Below are 13,364 nucleotides of genomic sequence, written 5' to 3' on the forward strand. Positions count from 1 at the left end.
CCCGGCAGGCGCGAGCGTTCACCCGACGGCGCGATTCTCCGCATCGCCGTCGCGAGGGGTCGGCTCAGCTGTGCGTCGTGTTCTGCCGGATCTCGTCGAGACTGACCTCCGGAGCGCCGCCGGCGGCCGCCTCCGGGTCCATCCAGACGAAGTCCCAGTGGTGGCCGTCGAGGTCGTCGAAGCTCTTCGAGTACATGAAGCCGTGGTCCTGCTCGCCCGCGGGTGCCGCGCCCGCGGCGAGGGCCTTCGCGTGGAGCGAGTCGACCTCCTCCTGCTGTGCGGCGCTGAGGGCGAGCTGCACCTCGGTCGAGGTGGTGGCGTCGATGATCGGCTTGCTGGTGAACTCGGCGAAGAACTCCCGCGTGAGCAGCATCGCGACGATCGTGTCGCTGATCACCACGCTGACGGCGTTCTCGTCGCTGAACCCCTCGTTGATGGAGTATCCGAGCGACTCGTAGAACGCCCGGGACCGGGCGAGATCGCTGACGGCCAGGTTGACGAAGATCATGGTGGGCATCGGTGCGCCGCTTCCCTCGAGGTGCCGGTGGCCCGCCGCCGCCGGTCGTCCCTGAATGATGATGAGCGCTCCACGACGGTGTCAAGAGACGCGGCCCGGCCCGCGGCGACGGCCGGCAGTGCTCTCACGTCGCGAGCGAGCGCCCGGACCGACGACCCCCGGGAACCGCCGTCACTCGACGGCTGCCGGGCGCAGGCGGGACTCGATCACGACGACGTCGTCGCCGTACTCGGCATCCGCTTCGGCCTGCAGGGTGCCGTCGTCGTGGACGACGACGACCCACGCTCGGCCGCGATGCTCACCGAGACCGAGCAGACCCGTCACCGTACCCATCGCGTTCGAGTAGTCCTCGATGGCCCGCGCGACTGCGTCGGCGTTCGAGGGGTCGCCCGGCGTCGGTTCGGGCCGCGGCGTCGCGGTCGACGGAGCGAAGGGGTCCGAGAAGACCGGTGTGCGCGTGAGAGTGAAGGAGGTGCCGTCCCACGTCCCGACGACGTCGTAGTCGCCCCACGTGCTGCCGGACAGGCTCTCCTCTCCCTCGACGTCGTCCCAGTCCCACCCGGTGATGGTCGGTCCACCGCACGCGGGTGGGAGGGACTGGCCGACAGCGCCCAGGCAGAGCTCCGCCCCGTCGCCGTCGTCGAGGACGAAGGCGCGTGCGGTCAGCTCACGGCGCGTGCCCTCCGTGGGCACGACGCTGCCGTCGACCACGGGTGCCGAGGCGCACCCGCTGAGAACGGCGACGGCGCAGAGCAACGGCACGGCGGCGATCCGGATGCTCATGCGATCAGTGTGACGCGGATCGACGTTGTCGACCAGGCCGGCCCTCAGCGGGAGGCGCCGCCGTCGTACAGTCTCGTCATGGGTGCATCGGTCCGGCGTCGCGTTCGAGGGTGGTGGCTCGCGCTCGCGTTCGTCGCCCTCCTGGCGGTGGTCCTCCTCGCCGGCGACCGTTCGGGCAGCTGCGCGGAATATGCCGGACTCGCCGGGCGTGTGCACCGGCGTCGACGAGGATCCGCGGACCTGGGTCCTCGTGGGGATCGGCGTCCTGGTCGTCATCGGCGCGCTGTACCGAGCGTTGCGGCGGCGGTAGTCGGAGCAGGGGAACCGGAACGGCCGTGCGGGACCCCGGATGAGAGGATCCACGTGTGATGGTCGACGACGAGCGCAGACCGTGACTCCGGTCGAGGACGGGATCGCCAGGCCGGCCGACCGCGTCTCGACGGTGACCTCGGCTGAGGAACTGCAGGCGCTCGACGGACACGCGTCGCCTCGCGTCCGTCGCGCGGTCGCGGGCGACAGTGCGGTCGACGACGCGACTCTGCGGAGGCTGCTGACGGATGAGGACGAGCTGGTGCGCCTCTCGGCCGCGGGCACGGCGGTTCCTCGCCCCTGGCTGGAAGCGGCACTCCTCGGTTCGGCCGACCCCTGGGTCAGGCACGAGCTGGCATCGCGCTTCTCGGTCGGCGAGCGAGAGCTCTCCCGGGAGGCGCAGGAGGCGCTGGTCCGCGATCCGCTTCCCTCGACCCGTGAAGCGATGGCGCGGCGCACCGGTTTCCGCGACCTGTTCGAGCTGCTGCTGGCAGACGAGGCACCCGACGTCCGTGCGCTGTGCACGACGAATCCGCGTGCGGGGCGCGCCGACTTCGACAGGCTGCTCCGAGACGGTGACCGTCGGGCTCGAGCGATGGCGGTCGAGGTCGGGCTGCTCTTCCCGGACGACGACCACCTCCTGCTCGTCGCGAAGGACCGATCGGCTCTGGTGCGCTGGACTGCTCTCCACCGGCCGGGACTGCCCGGCTGGTTCCCCCGGATGCTGCTGGACGATCCGGCTGCCGACGTGCGGACCGCCGCGGGGTCGGCGTGGAGGGAGCACTCTGGGAGCGCGGAGCCGAGGACGAGGCCAGGAGCGACGAGGAGGACCTGCGGCGGAGGGCCACCCCGGACGAGTGGCTCTCCCGAGACCTGACGCGCCGGTCCGTCCTCGCGCTGCCCGTAGGCGCCGATGCTGTCGTCGCCAGCGGCTCGGCCGGTGCCATGACGGGTCCGGTGCTCGTGGGTCTCCACATGGTCGCCTCGCCCGCCAGGGCAGCGCCGCTGTCGGATCGCGAACTCTGCCGCTGGGTCTCAGTCCTCGGCCACGGTGCCGTCGAAGAGGACCGAGCCGTTGAGGACGACCCGCAACCGCCCGGAGCCTTCCGTGCTGATGGTCACGACACCGTCCTGGTACTGGGTCATCACCTCAGGGACTCGGGCTGAGGGTCGTCTGCTCTAGAGGATCCATGATCGAACACTAGGCGCCGGGAGTGGAGTCGGGGAGCCGCGGATCGCCCACTCGCCACGGAGAGCCGTCGGCGCACCGGTACCCGCGACTCAGGGGCCGTCCGGTGCGGGGTCGGTCCGCTTCCGGGAGGCGCCGTGACCCCAGCGGTTCCACGCGAGGACGTAGATCGCCAGTCCGGTGACGAGCCCCGCGATCACCCACAGCACGACGAGGTAGTCGATCCAGGAGCCGACCGGCGGGGCGCCGGGAAGGAAGTTCCACAGCAGGATGACCGCGAAGAGCATCGCGCCGATCCAGCTGGTGAGGGTCGCCTCCACCCTCCGGCGTCCGGTGTAGGCGCTGATGGCGACGAACAGGACCAGCACGGGGGTGACCGCCATCAGCCCGAGCAGCACGATCCCGAAGGCGACGGTGCTCGCCGAGCGGGTCGCGGTGATCACCACCGACGTCAGCGGTTCATCGCCGTCGGCCGTGGGGACGGTGTTGCCGGGACGGTCGACCGTCACGGTGTCCAGATGCCACCCGGGAACGGAGTCGTCGAGGCAGACCTGCGTGGGCACCGCCGGTGTGCTCGTGGTCGTCGTGATCGTCCTCCCCGAGGAAGGCGAACGTCGTCAGGTCGGCCCGGTAGCTGTCGAAGGGCCATCCTCGACGGTCCCCTCCGCGAAGTCCGACTGCACCGAGCTGTCCAGCACCTCGCCCGCCGGGAACGTCAGGACGCTCGGCCCGTCGACCGGGAAGGTCACCAGGCTGATCGTCTCGTCGGCCGTGTACCCGACTCGGACGAGGTCAGCCCTCCGACGGCACCAGGGTCAACTGGAACTCCAGCCGCTGACGGGCCGCGTTCACCTCCGCCGGCTGCAGCTTCACCGTGACCGGGGTCGTCGCCCGCGATGACCGTCTCGCAGCCCTCGCTCGACTCCCGGATGCCGCTCGCGTAGAGCGGCCACGACCGTCGCATACACGAGCACCGCCGCGACGACGGCCAGGAGGGACCGGCCACCGACGTCGTGACGGACGGGGCGAGGGTCGGTCATCTGCTGAGCGTATCGAGTCGAGGGTCGTCACCGATCGATCGCGCGTGCAGGAACGCTCTCGGATCGCGGGAGGAGAACGCAGGGGATCGCTCGCACCGTCTCCTCCGACGCCGACCGGCGCTGCACCGCTGCGCGGCCGACTCCGTCGACGCGGATCGAGCGGACGTCGGTGCCGGTCTGCGGTTGCGAAGGTACGAGTCCGGTGCGAGCGCAGGGAGGATCGGCGCTCGGCGCCGGCCCGTCAGCACGGGGTCGCGCGCGCCACCGCCTCCGAGAGGTGAGGGGCTGCCCAGGAGAGTGAGGTCGGAGCGGTGCTTGACGGCGAGAGCGGTCAGGGCCTGCTGCGGGACGCAGGAGGGGCGGCTGAGCACGATGGGCGCTCCCATCGCCGCGGCGACGGTTCCGGCGGAGAGGGCGTCGGCGAAGCCCTCTCCCGAGGCGAGGAAGGCGCTGGTCGCCAGCGCCCCGCCGTCGTAGAACGCGTTGATCTGACCGCTGGTGTCGTAGCGGTTCTCCGCCGCCGATGCGGCGCAGATCGTCCGCGAGCCCGCGTCCGACGAGGTCGAGGCTGATGCCGTCCGAGATGGACAGCTCCGGGCCGAGGAGCACGGTGCGGTCCGCGTCGAGCCGCCTGAGGGCATCGGCTGTGCCCTGGTCGACGGCGTCGCGCTTGCCGTCGACGAGGAGGACCGGTGCGCCGCGTCGACCGGCTGCGGGGCCGGTCGAGGCGCGTCCGGGAAGTCGTTGCCGGTGGCGAGGAACACCTCCGGACGGTCCTCGCCGCGGAAGGCGTCCGCGACGATGAGCTGCGACGTCTCGTACCGATCGATTCCGCCGATGCGGCGGATCGAGGGGGTGAGCGCGGCGAGCTCGTCGTACACGGCGGCGCTCACCGTGGCGAGGGCTGCCGACCACGACCACCCGCTCCGGCGCGAGGCGCACGATCTCGTCGCGGACCACGGAGGGCACGCCGTCGGGGTCGGTGAGCAGGAGCGCTCCGCCCTGCACCGAAGCGGCCGGCCCTGCGCTGAGCGCGTCGGGCCACTTCGCACCGCTCGCGACGTAGAGCACGGGGATGCCAGAGGTGAAGAAGCTGCGTGTCGCTGCGACGGACGTCGCGTACCGATCGGTTCCCGCGATCCGGGCCGTCGTCGAGTCGTAGGCCGGCAGCGTGAGGGTCGATGCCGGTCGTCGTTCCCGCCCCGACGGTCACGGGCGTGGCGGTCGTCGCGTCCTCGAGGCCCGCCAGAAGGTGTGGCGCTCGCCGGTGCGGTGGTCGAGGACGTGCTCTCCAGTGCGCGGAGGAGGTAGCGCGCCCGCAGAGCCAGGCCCGTGATCTGGAACGGCGAGGTTCCCGCCTCCTGGATGTTCATGTATCCCGAGCCCATGGGCCAGGCGGAGTCCGTGCCCTCCTCGAGGAGCCACGCCTCGGCGAGTGGGGCGCGTCCCGGTCGCGGCAGCGGGTGCGCCGGCGGTCCCCGTCACCGAACCTCCGGGCAGCAGGGTGATGTCGGCGTCGGTCGTGCTCGCCGTGATCCCCGGCGACCGCGCGGGGATCGGCGTGCCGCCGAACCAGGTCGAGGCGTAGGGCTGCCGCGAATCCGGCACCGGCGAGGAGGAAGTAGGTGGCACCGGCCGGCGCCGAGAACGAGAAGTCCGCCGACGTCGAACTCCGGATCTGGAAGCCGTCCCAGTTGTACAGCGACACGAAGGGCTGGACGCCGAACAGGAGGGCCCCGCTGCCGCCGGCCCGTCGGCGACGGTGACCGATCCGAGATGGTGATGGTCCCCGACGCGGTGCCCGCCGCGGGGTCCTTCCCCCGTGGGACGAACGAGTAGTTCCCGTCGACGGCGCCGACGGCGTCTCCGGGGAACCGTCCGGCCGTCGACCGGACGCGGCGCCGACGGGCGAACAGGTGTCGGTGACCGTCGAGTCGGGCGCGGCGGAGGCGAGCGGCGCGAACACCGCCGAGCAGGCGCCGCCGTGACGGTGAGAACGAGCAGAGGAAGGCGGCGACGGCGAGGCACTGGTGCTCTTTCGGTCAGAGGCGCCGGAGGTCGACGGCATTCGGATGCTAGCCGGTCGTGACGTCGGTGACGCGTCGGATCTCGTGACGTGACGAGGCTCCCCGGAGGGTCGACCCTCGCCTGGGTGCCTGAGTGCGGCGACCGTAGCGCGCGTCGCGCTGAAGTGGGGGTACCCGAGTCACGGGAGGAAGGAGCGCCGATGCGTCATCCTGATCACGTCAGGCGTGCGACGTGTCGTCCTGGCCGCGCATCCGTCCCTGAGGCGCCCTGCTCATGCCCGACGACTCGACGGTCACTGCTTCGGTCCATCGCGCCGTCAGGTGGCCGCGGCTGCGGCGTGGTCCGCCCCCGTCGCGATCGTGGCCGTCGGTGCTCCCGTCGCGCAGGCGTCCATGACGCCGCCCGCTCCGTTCGACGGGCTGTCGGGGTGTGGGGTGCACCGCAGAACCTCGGCGGTGTCACCCGTGTCGATCTCACCGTCACGAATACGGCGACGACCGGTCTGCTGTTCAGCGGCATCACTCTGAGCCATTCGAACATCGATGAGGGTGATCAGCAGACTCTCACGATGGGAGCGGTGGGGTGGCGGTCCTCGAACGACTCCTTCGATCCGGGGCTCCGCGGCGTCGCCTCCGATCAGGATCTCGTCGTGGCGTGCAGGCACGGCATCTCTCCAGCCGGGGCAGTCCGTCGTCTTCGGTGTGTTCGTCGCGCGCTCGGGCAGCGTCGCCCTGGAACCCGTCGTCAGCGAGTACTGGAACGGAGGCGCCGTCCCGCCGTTCTCCTTCCGCTGACGTTGCGGACTTGGTAGGAGTCGCTTCGGTGGCCTCCTGGGCGCCACCGCGGTCGCGCTCGTCGAGCCGGGCTGCGAGGCACGGCAGAGCCGGCGGGCACCGCGGACCTGATCACCGTGCGACACGGACCGCTGGCAGAACCCTCCACCGAGCGCTGCCGGCCGCCCGCGTGACGAGCGCTGTCCGCGGAGTGCGGGGAAGCGGTGCGACTGCGCGAACGGCTCGCGCTGTGGAGGTGCGCGCGCTTTCTGCGGTCACGTCGTGTCGCTGGGGCGGCGGTCGCTCGTGTCTACTCCTCGTCGCGCAGCCCGAGCGCGACCAGGGACGCCGCCGCGTCATGGACGCGCTTCGACGCGTCGTCGGCGTGCCCGTGGTGTGCGGTGACGGCCGCGGTGAGCTCGGCGCCAGTGGCGTGCGGGTGCTGCCAGATGGTCGCCGCGATCCCGTCGAGCACGTGCACGGTGCCGGTGGCGAGGACGATGACGCGCTGCCCGTCCGTCACCGCGTTGCGCGCGGGGACCTCCGACCAGCGGTCCTCCGTCGTCGGCGGTGTCGCGAGCAGGCCGGCGACGATCGAACGAGCTGTTCGGCGTCGCGGTAGCGGACGCGGTGCCACGCCGCCGATGCCGGCGGCGAGGCGGGCGAGGGTCGGGATGCCGTTCTCGAGCGCCGACACGGCTCGTCCTCGAGGACGAGGAGCGGGATCGCGTCGGCCAGGTCGGGGAGTTCGAGCTGCGCCGGACCGATCAGGTACAGGTCGCGGTCAGGATCACGAGCGCGGCCAGCCGCGTGGTCGGCGGGTGCCGGGAGGAGGCCGAGCTCGTCGGGGAGAAGGGCCGCTTGGGCATGCCCTCCGCAGTGCGGATCAGGAGGGGTTTCTCGTAGGAGGATCCGTCCGTCCGGGGTGATGCCGGTGGTCTCGTCTGTGAGGTATCCATAGGAGCGGCCCAGGGTCGCGGCGGCCGTGGTCTTCCCCGGCCGGAGGGGCCGACGAGCACGATGGCAGCGCCGGTGGGGTCGGTGAGGGCGCAGGCGTGCAGCATCAGGAGCGAGCCCTGCGCGGCCTCGATCGCCCGCAGCGTCACCTCCGCGATCGCCATGGCGGCGTCGTGCTCGAAGGGTATCGGCGCGATGCAGCGAAGCGGGAGCGGGCGGCACTCGACCCGCCAGTGACCGTCGTACGGCTCCACAGCCGTTCCAGCACCGCCTGCTCGACTCCGTTCAGCGACCGGTGATCGACCTCGATCCGCTGTCCGAGACCTTCGATGACGACGTGCCAGTAGGTCGCCATGCGTGCGGGTTCTAGTAGTTGATCGGGTCGAATGTGACTGACGCGAAGGAGACCGGCGTGTCCGTGTAGCCGTCCGGCGTGACGGAGACGACGGTCGTGCTGGTCACCAACGCGCGGGAGGTTGATGTAGCAGTTGACCTGGATCCCCTGCCCGGGCTGGAACAGTCCGCGACCGCGGACATGGGCGGCGGACGTGACGTCATCGAGACGCTGGAAGTACGACGGGTCGACCAGTTGCTCGACGTCCCCGAGCATGATGTAGAGCTCCCCATTGGGATCCGTGGGCAGGAAGAGAAGATTGTCGAGCTGAAGAACCGTGCTCGACGTGTTGATCAGAGTGAAGGTCGCCATTCCGATGCGATCCGCTTGTCGCACCGGGGTGCTCCAGGTTCCGTAGGCCGTCGAACGGCTCCGCAGGGGAGTGCTGGCCTGGGCGGCCGGCGCACCGACCGGCGACCACGAGCGGCACCGACCAGCCCGCAGCCTGTGCGGTAGGCGACGCGAGGGCCGGAGGCGTCGGAGGTGGTGTCTTCGAGGTCGGTCACGGGGTGCTCCAGGGCGTTCGGTCGTGCGGGGTTTCGGAGGAGCGGCCACCGCCGCAGCGTGACGCGAGGCCGACGTCCGTGCCGTGCAGCATCCGCACGGTCCGGTCGGCGGGCACCGGGGGACGCGGTACTCCCACCGGGTTCAGTGTGACGCACCCGAGCACCGTCACCCCCAGATCGGGTACCCCCTTTGCGGCGCGCTCGGTGAAGGGTCCCCTGTGGCAGGGCAGCGCCGTCCCGGAAGGGCTCCCGCGGACGTCCGGCGGGGGATCCTCTGCCGGTCGCGTTCGGCCAGCCGGCGTTCGTCGTCGGCCAGCTGGTTCCACAGGGGCTCGATCGACCTCGGCGTGAAGCGCCTACCTGGAGGTCGAGGATGGCGTCGGCCACCCTCTCGCCGCCGACACCGAATTCCACGGCGACGGCCGCCCTCTCGTCGTCGCGGACACTCCCGAGACGTCCGCGCACCCGCACCAGCCTCCCGGGGTCCAGGAGGACTCCGATGCGAGCACTGAGGATCTCGACGCGTGCCACGAGGTTCTGGCGGTTCGTCGTCGTCCATGCGGTCACCGTACCGCCCCGCCCGGGGTGGAGGGATCCCGGGCGGACGGCGTCCCCCTCGCTCAGCGCCGCTCGCCCTGCGGCGGTCGGTCGCGCCGTCGGCGCCGAGTCGAGGAGGCGACCACAGTGCCGCGACGATCGACGCGACGCCGAAGGCGCCGGCGCTGCCGGCAACAGCGTCGGCGGCCAGCCCGGACCGAGGACGATCTCCTCCCCGGACTGAGGAAGACGTGCACTCCAACTCGCCCGGGCAGGAACGGCGTGATCCGTCCCGCACGATCCACCCCTCGTCGACGCCGCTCGCTCGGCGGCGCCTGCCGGTCGACCAGGCACGTGTGCGCGGATCCCGCGCCTGGTAGAGCGAGCCGGCCACCGGAACGGCGAACAGGCCGGTCAGGAGGAGGAGCCAGACCACCAGCGCGGCGTGGGCACTGCGAGTGCTCAGACCTCCAGCAGCAGGAGACACCACGGGTGCCCCACCACGATCGCGGTCACGACTCCCGCGGTCGTCGCGTCCGCGGAACGCCTTTCGTCGCCGGTCCTCACACATGCGCCCGGTCAAGCGGGACCGCGCCGCTCAGGAAGCACGCGTCCCCTCTCGGGGCGCCCGGCTATCGTGCGAGGGATGCCCACGAGCGATGAGGACCTGGACCTGGCGCCCACGACGTCCCCTGTACCGGAGCGGGGACGGCGAGCGCGCCCTGTCCTGATCCGCGAGGTCTGGGTGTGGACGGGCACATCCGCTCGGTCGCCGACCGGTACGCGAGGGTTCCGAGTCGTCGCCCGAGCTGCTGGCCGCAGCGGGCTGCTCGGGCAGCTCGACACCGAGCAGCAGGCCGACTACGACCACCCGGTGCGGCGCCTGCGCGGCAGGTCGAGCTGCGCACCTTCTTCGCGCCCGTTCACTCGCCAGCACGCGAAGCAGAGCATCGCGGTCTCCGAGCGCTCGTCACGCGGCTGCTGAGCGAGGACGGCGTCATCGAGCGTCTCGGTCACCGGGTTCTGCTACGGCGGCACCTTCAGCTGGGCGCTCGCGCTCGCGGAGCCGCGGCGCGGCGGGGTCCCGTTCTACGGCGCGTCGGCGTACCGACGAGGAGCTGGCCGCGCTCAGGTCGGCGTGCTGGCGTTCGTGGGCGACCAGGACGCGCCGCTCGTCGAGCAGGTGCCCGGGTGCGCGAGGCGACGGCCGGCGAAGGACGTCGAGGTGGTCGTACGAGGGCGCGGACACGCGCCCTTCAGCGACTCCCACGACGGCACGTGCGTTCCGGAGGCGGCGGCCGACGCGTGGACGCGGGCGCTGGGCGTTCCTCGAGCGAGGCGATCTGGGGGACCACCCGGACCAGGGCTCAGCCGGGAAGCCGGATCGCGCCCGTTCGCGCGGCGGAGGGAGGGCTTCGCCGAGCCAGCCGCGCTGCACGGCGTGGGCGCCGGCCTGGAAGCGGCTCTCGGCTCGAGCATCTCGAAGAGGGTCGCGATGTGGCGGCGGCAGGTGCGGACGCTGATGTCGAGGCGGCTCGCGAGGACCTCGTCGGTCAGACCCGAGGCGAGACCCGCGAGGATCGCGGACTGCACAGCGGAGAGGTCCGGTCCGCCGACCACCGTGGGCGCCGAGTCGGCGGCGGCGCTGAACGGCGAGGCGAACTCCCACGCGGCGTCGAAGACCCGCACGAAGGCGGCGACCACATCGGGGAGCGGATGACGAGGCGGCGGTCGTCCTCGTCGCGCTGACGACAGCAGAGCCAGCTGGCGGTCGAAGACGAGCATGCGGAACGGGACGATCGGCAGGGTGCGGAACTGGGCGCCGAGCGGCTGAGCTCGGCGATCGTGCGCTGGGTGAACGTGGTCGCGGCGGCGGTCGTGGTAGATCGGCGGCGGACGACGCCGCGGGCGAGCAGCTCGCGGTCCTTCTCGTTGCTTCCTCGTGGCGCTCCACGCTCGTGCTGACGCCGGGCTGCACGATCAGCACTTCGCGCGAGATGCTCCGGCCGACGTCCAGGAGGAGGCGCATGACGGTGTCCGGGTCCTCGACGACCTCGACCTGCGACGCGGTGCCGACGGCGTCGCGGGCCTCGCGGTAGGCGGGCAGGAGCGCCATCAGCTCGCTGCGGCGTGCGCGACGCCCGCCCGCAGCTCCTGGATGCGGCGCTCGTCCTCGTCGACCAGCTCGGCGAGCGCGACGTCGGGGGCATTGGTGGCCAGTGCTGCGCCGCCGTCGTGCAGCGGCGTCAGCAGGCGCCGCTCGAGCAGCTCATCGCGGGCGGACTCGAGGTCGCGGATCCGTACGCCGAGGTCGATCGACGCGCCCTCGAGCGTCCAATCCGGCGCGCGTGGACACGTACAGATAGAGCCCGACGGCGTTCTCGCTCAGCATCACGGCCCCCTGCTCCTGCTTACCCCGCCAGCATCCTACGGGGCGCCGGCGACGCCCGGCCGCGGGAGTCGCGGGCCGGGCGTCAGCGGGGCCAGAGGCGGGCGGCCCAGCGCCGCCCGCTCCGGGTCGGCGGAGCGCTCGGAGCCGTCGGTGTCGGGAGCCGAGTGCTCGGGCTCGTCCTCCGGCTCGTCCCGGTCCGGCTCCCGCTCAGCCATGGCGCCGTCCCGACCGCGCGCGACGACGGCGAGGACCACGAGCTCCGCGGCGAGCACGAGAGCGACGATGCCGAAGACGAGCGGACCGGCGAGGGCGAACAGCGGGGTCATCGCGGCCATCGCGATCACCGGGGCGAGCAGGGCGACGACCAGGCCGGTCCGGCGCGAGGCGGGGCTCGAGCGGACGACCCGGACGATCGGTGAGGCTCGTGGCGGCGACTCCGATCAGCACCAGGGCGATGATCAGGCCCGGGATCGCGGCTCCGGCGATCGGGAGGGCGCCGAGCGCGGCCCAGGCGACAGCGCCGGCGGCGGCGAGGGCGACGGCGCGCCCGGTGCGGGGAGGGGGAGGAGACGGTGGAGGAGGTCATGAGGTCGTCCTTTCATCGGGGGTGGAGGGAGCGTCCGGACGGACGCGATCCAGTCGCGGGCGTACAGGCCCAGGAGGGCCTCCTCGCGCGGCAGGTAGCCGGGGCGGTTCATGAGCATGTGGTTCTGGTGGAAGGCCAGGTGCTGGGGCGAGCGGGGGACTCCCGGGTGCCCGGCGGCGGCGAGGTAGTCGTCGACGGCGCGGAACCAGCGGCGGCGCCACGCCTCCACTCCGAGGGTCCGCGGCTGTGCTGCGCATCCGCTCGGCGACGGCCCCGCGGTGAGCGGCGGCGTGCTCCTCGGGGCGATCGCGGAACCGGGTGTCGCCGGTCACCGCCCCCGTCCACCAGTCGGTGTGGGTCGCCCAGAAGCGCGGCCACGGCGTCCGGCCGCGGGCGGGCCAGGCGTCGGGCGCGGGCACCCCGGGTGAGGGCGCCGGCGGTGTCGGCGAGCAGGAGCGGCGAGGCCGTCGCGGCGTGCCCCCTTCTCGTGGGCCGAGACGCCCCAGAGGGCGAGCTCGGAGGAGAACTCGCAGAGCTGCTCGGCGAGTTCGACGCCGTCCAGCCCGCCGTACTTGTCGATCTCGGGCTCGTAGACGGCGGGGCGGGTGCCCACGGCGCGGGAGGCGCTGCCGAGGACGGCGGCCGTCGCCTCGGGGACGAGCTCGACGACGCGCTGCCGGGGCCGCGTCGCGATCAGCTTCGGAGTGCGCGCCCAGGTCGGCCATCGAGCGCACGAGGCGGTCGAGGCTGCGGCCCGGTCCGGGCGCGCAGCCGCAGGTGCGGTCCGGTCTCGTCGAAGTAGCGGAGGAAGAACCAGCGGCCTGCGCCCAGCGCGCGCACCTCGGCGAGCAGCGGAGGGAGGAGGCCGGCGATGACGTCGTCCCCGCCCTCGACGCCGCCCGTGTACAGGCAGGCGTACCACCACTGCGGGGTCGCGGCGACGGCGCCCGGGTGCGGAGCGGATCCGGCGGTGATCATCATCGGCTGCTCCTCTCGGGGATCGCGCGGCTCGCAGGGATCGGGCGGCTCATCGGTCCCACTCCAGCAGGAGGAGGTGCTCGACAGCGCGGTGGCCGCCCTCGTCGTCGACGTGGCCGAGCTGCCCGGCGGCGGGCAGGGCCTCGGTGATCTCGAGTCCCGCGACGTCGGGGGTGACGAGCGCGGCGAGCATCCGGAGCGAGTGGGGACTGCGCAGATCGACGGGGACGGGCTTCCGCGAGACGGGTCGGCGGGGAAGTGCTGCCGCACGCAGCGCACGAAGACCTCGTCCGGGAGTGAGTGGGAGCGCCGCCACCGGCCGAAGGAGCGCAGCAGCTCGGCGTCGTCCGCCGTCGGCGCGGGCAGGGCGGCCCG

General features: G+C 72.5%; 18 protein-coding genes and 2 pseudogenes. 5 read left to right on the forward strand and 15 right to left on the reverse strand.

What is annotated here, in order from left to right:
- Positions 1-64: 64 nt before the first annotated feature.
- On the reverse strand, positions 65-517 hold the full coding sequence (locus AC0CII_RS21960; RefSeq protein ID WP_465230621.1) for a VOC family protein: 453 nt from the start codon (positions 515-517) through the stop codon (positions 65-67).
- A gap of 171 nt (positions 518-688) precedes the next feature.
- On the reverse strand, positions 689-1,663 hold the full coding sequence (locus tag AC0CII_RS21965; protein ID WP_465230622.1) for a hypothetical protein: 975 nt from the start codon (positions 1,661-1,663) through the stop codon (positions 689-691).
- 28 nt (positions 1,664-1,691) lie between these two features.
- Here AC0CII_RS21965 and AC0CII_RS21970 point away from each other — a divergent pair, with 28 nt between their 5' ends.
- Positions 1,692-2,486, forward strand: coding sequence for a hypothetical protein (locus AC0CII_RS21970; protein WP_465230623.1), 795 nt, complete (start codon positions 1,692-1,694; stop codon positions 2,484-2,486).
- A 404-nt stretch (positions 2,487-2,890) separates the two neighbouring features.
- Here the strand turns inward: AC0CII_RS21970 and AC0CII_RS21975 are convergent, their stop codons facing one another.
- A complete protein-coding gene (locus AC0CII_RS21975; RefSeq protein WP_465230624.1) occupies positions 2,891-3,361 on the reverse strand; it encodes a DUF4436 family protein in 471 nt (156 codons plus the stop codon).
- Here AC0CII_RS21975 and AC0CII_RS21980 point away from each other — a divergent pair.
- Positions 3,354-3,698, forward strand: coding sequence for a hypothetical protein (locus AC0CII_RS21980; RefSeq protein WP_465230625.1), 345 nt, complete (start codon positions 3,354-3,356; stop codon positions 3,696-3,698). The genes AC0CII_RS21975 and AC0CII_RS21980 overlap by 8 nt on opposite strands.
- Before the next feature lie 136 nt (positions 3,699-3,834).
- Here the strand turns inward: AC0CII_RS21980 and AC0CII_RS21985 are convergent, their stop codons facing one another.
- The 3 genes and pseudogenes from AC0CII_RS21985 to AC0CII_RS21995 form a co-directional block, all read right to left on the reverse strand.
- Entirely contained in the window at positions 3,835-4,731 is an 897-nt protein-coding gene (locus tag AC0CII_RS21985) for a cell wall-binding repeat-containing protein (RefSeq protein ID WP_465230626.1), read from the reverse strand.
- A gap of 22 nt (positions 4,732-4,753) precedes the next feature.
- A pseudogene (locus AC0CII_RS21990) lies at positions 4,754-5,008 on the reverse strand (cell wall-binding repeat-containing protein); the annotation flags it as partial.
- Between the two features lie 39 nt (positions 5,009-5,047).
- A complete protein-coding gene (locus AC0CII_RS21995; RefSeq protein ID WP_465230627.1) occupies positions 5,048-5,446 on the reverse strand; it encodes a hypothetical protein in 399 nt (132 codons plus the stop codon).
- Positions 5,447-5,463: 17 nt separating this feature from the next.
- Between AC0CII_RS21995 and AC0CII_RS22000 the strand changes: the two genes are divergently transcribed.
- Positions 5,464-5,604, forward strand: a complete 141-nt coding sequence (locus AC0CII_RS22000; protein ID WP_465230628.1) for a hypothetical protein — start codon at positions 5,464-5,466, stop codon at positions 5,602-5,604.
- 578 nt (positions 5,605-6,182) lie between these two features.
- Here the strand turns inward: AC0CII_RS22000 and AC0CII_RS22005 are convergent.
- The 4 genes from AC0CII_RS22005 to AC0CII_RS22020 all read right to left on the reverse strand — a co-directional run bounded on the left by AC0CII_RS22005 (position 6,183) and on the right by AC0CII_RS22020 (position 8,302).
- A complete protein-coding gene (locus AC0CII_RS22005; protein WP_465230629.1) occupies positions 6,183-6,398 on the reverse strand; it encodes a hypothetical protein in 216 nt (71 codons plus the stop codon).
- Positions 6,399-6,949: 551 nt separating this feature from the next.
- Positions 6,950-7,336 (reverse strand): hypothetical protein, encoded by a 387-nt coding sequence (locus AC0CII_RS22010; RefSeq protein WP_465230630.1) that lies wholly within the window; start codon positions 7,334-7,336, stop codon positions 6,950-6,952.
- 70 nt (positions 7,337-7,406) lie between these two features.
- Positions 7,407-7,760 carry a hypothetical protein gene (locus tag AC0CII_RS22015; RefSeq protein WP_465230631.1) on the reverse strand — a complete coding sequence of 118 codons (354 nt, stop codon included), beginning with the start codon at positions 7,758-7,760 and terminating at the stop codon, positions 7,407-7,409.
- Entirely contained in the window at positions 7,742-8,302 is a 561-nt protein-coding gene (locus AC0CII_RS22020) for a hypothetical protein (RefSeq protein WP_465230632.1), read from the reverse strand. The genes AC0CII_RS22015 and AC0CII_RS22020 overlap by 19 nt, the downstream gene beginning before the upstream one ends.
- Before the next feature lie 1,377 nt (positions 8,303-9,679).
- Between AC0CII_RS22020 and AC0CII_RS22025 the strand changes: the two genes are divergently transcribed.
- Together AC0CII_RS22025 and AC0CII_RS22030 are read left to right on the forward strand one after the other, a co-directional pair.
- Positions 9,680-10,018, forward strand: a complete 339-nt coding sequence (locus AC0CII_RS22025) for a hypothetical protein (protein WP_465230633.1) — start codon at positions 9,680-9,682, stop codon at positions 10,016-10,018.
- Between the two features lie 69 nt (positions 10,019-10,087).
- Positions 10,088-10,753, forward strand: a pseudogene (locus tag AC0CII_RS22030) (hypothetical protein); the annotation flags it as partial.
- Between the two features lie 707 nt (positions 10,754-11,460).
- Here AC0CII_RS22030 and AC0CII_RS22035 read toward each other — a convergent pair.
- The 5 genes from AC0CII_RS22035 to AC0CII_RS22055 all read right to left on the reverse strand — a co-directional run bounded on the left by AC0CII_RS22035 (position 11,461) and on the right by AC0CII_RS22055 (position 13,305).
- Positions 11,461-11,769, reverse strand: a complete 309-nt coding sequence (locus AC0CII_RS22035) for a hypothetical protein (RefSeq protein ID WP_465230634.1) — start codon at positions 11,767-11,769, stop codon at positions 11,461-11,463.
- A 114-nt stretch (positions 11,770-11,883) separates the two neighbouring features.
- Entirely contained in the window at positions 11,884-12,240 is a 357-nt protein-coding gene (locus AC0CII_RS22040; protein ID WP_465230635.1) for a hypothetical protein, read from the reverse strand.
- A 99-nt stretch (positions 12,241-12,339) separates the two neighbouring features.
- Positions 12,340-12,624 carry a lantibiotic dehydratase C-terminal domain-containing protein gene (locus AC0CII_RS22045; RefSeq protein WP_465230636.1) on the reverse strand — a complete coding sequence of 95 codons (285 nt, stop codon included), beginning with the start codon at positions 12,622-12,624 and terminating at the stop codon, positions 12,340-12,342.
- 80 nt (positions 12,625-12,704) lie between these two features.
- Entirely contained in the window at positions 12,705-12,992 is a 288-nt protein-coding gene (locus AC0CII_RS22050; RefSeq protein ID WP_465230637.1) for a lantibiotic dehydratase C-terminal domain-containing protein, read from the reverse strand.
- Positions 12,993-13,038: 46 nt separating this feature from the next.
- The gene (locus AC0CII_RS22055; RefSeq protein ID WP_465230638.1) at positions 13,039-13,305 is read right to left on the reverse strand and encodes a hypothetical protein; all 267 of its coding nucleotides are present in this window, start codon (positions 13,303-13,305) and stop codon (positions 13,039-13,041) included.
- Positions 13,306-13,364 lie beyond the last annotated feature (59 nt).

It is taken from the genome of Rathayibacter sp. AC182, assembly GCF_979253875.1.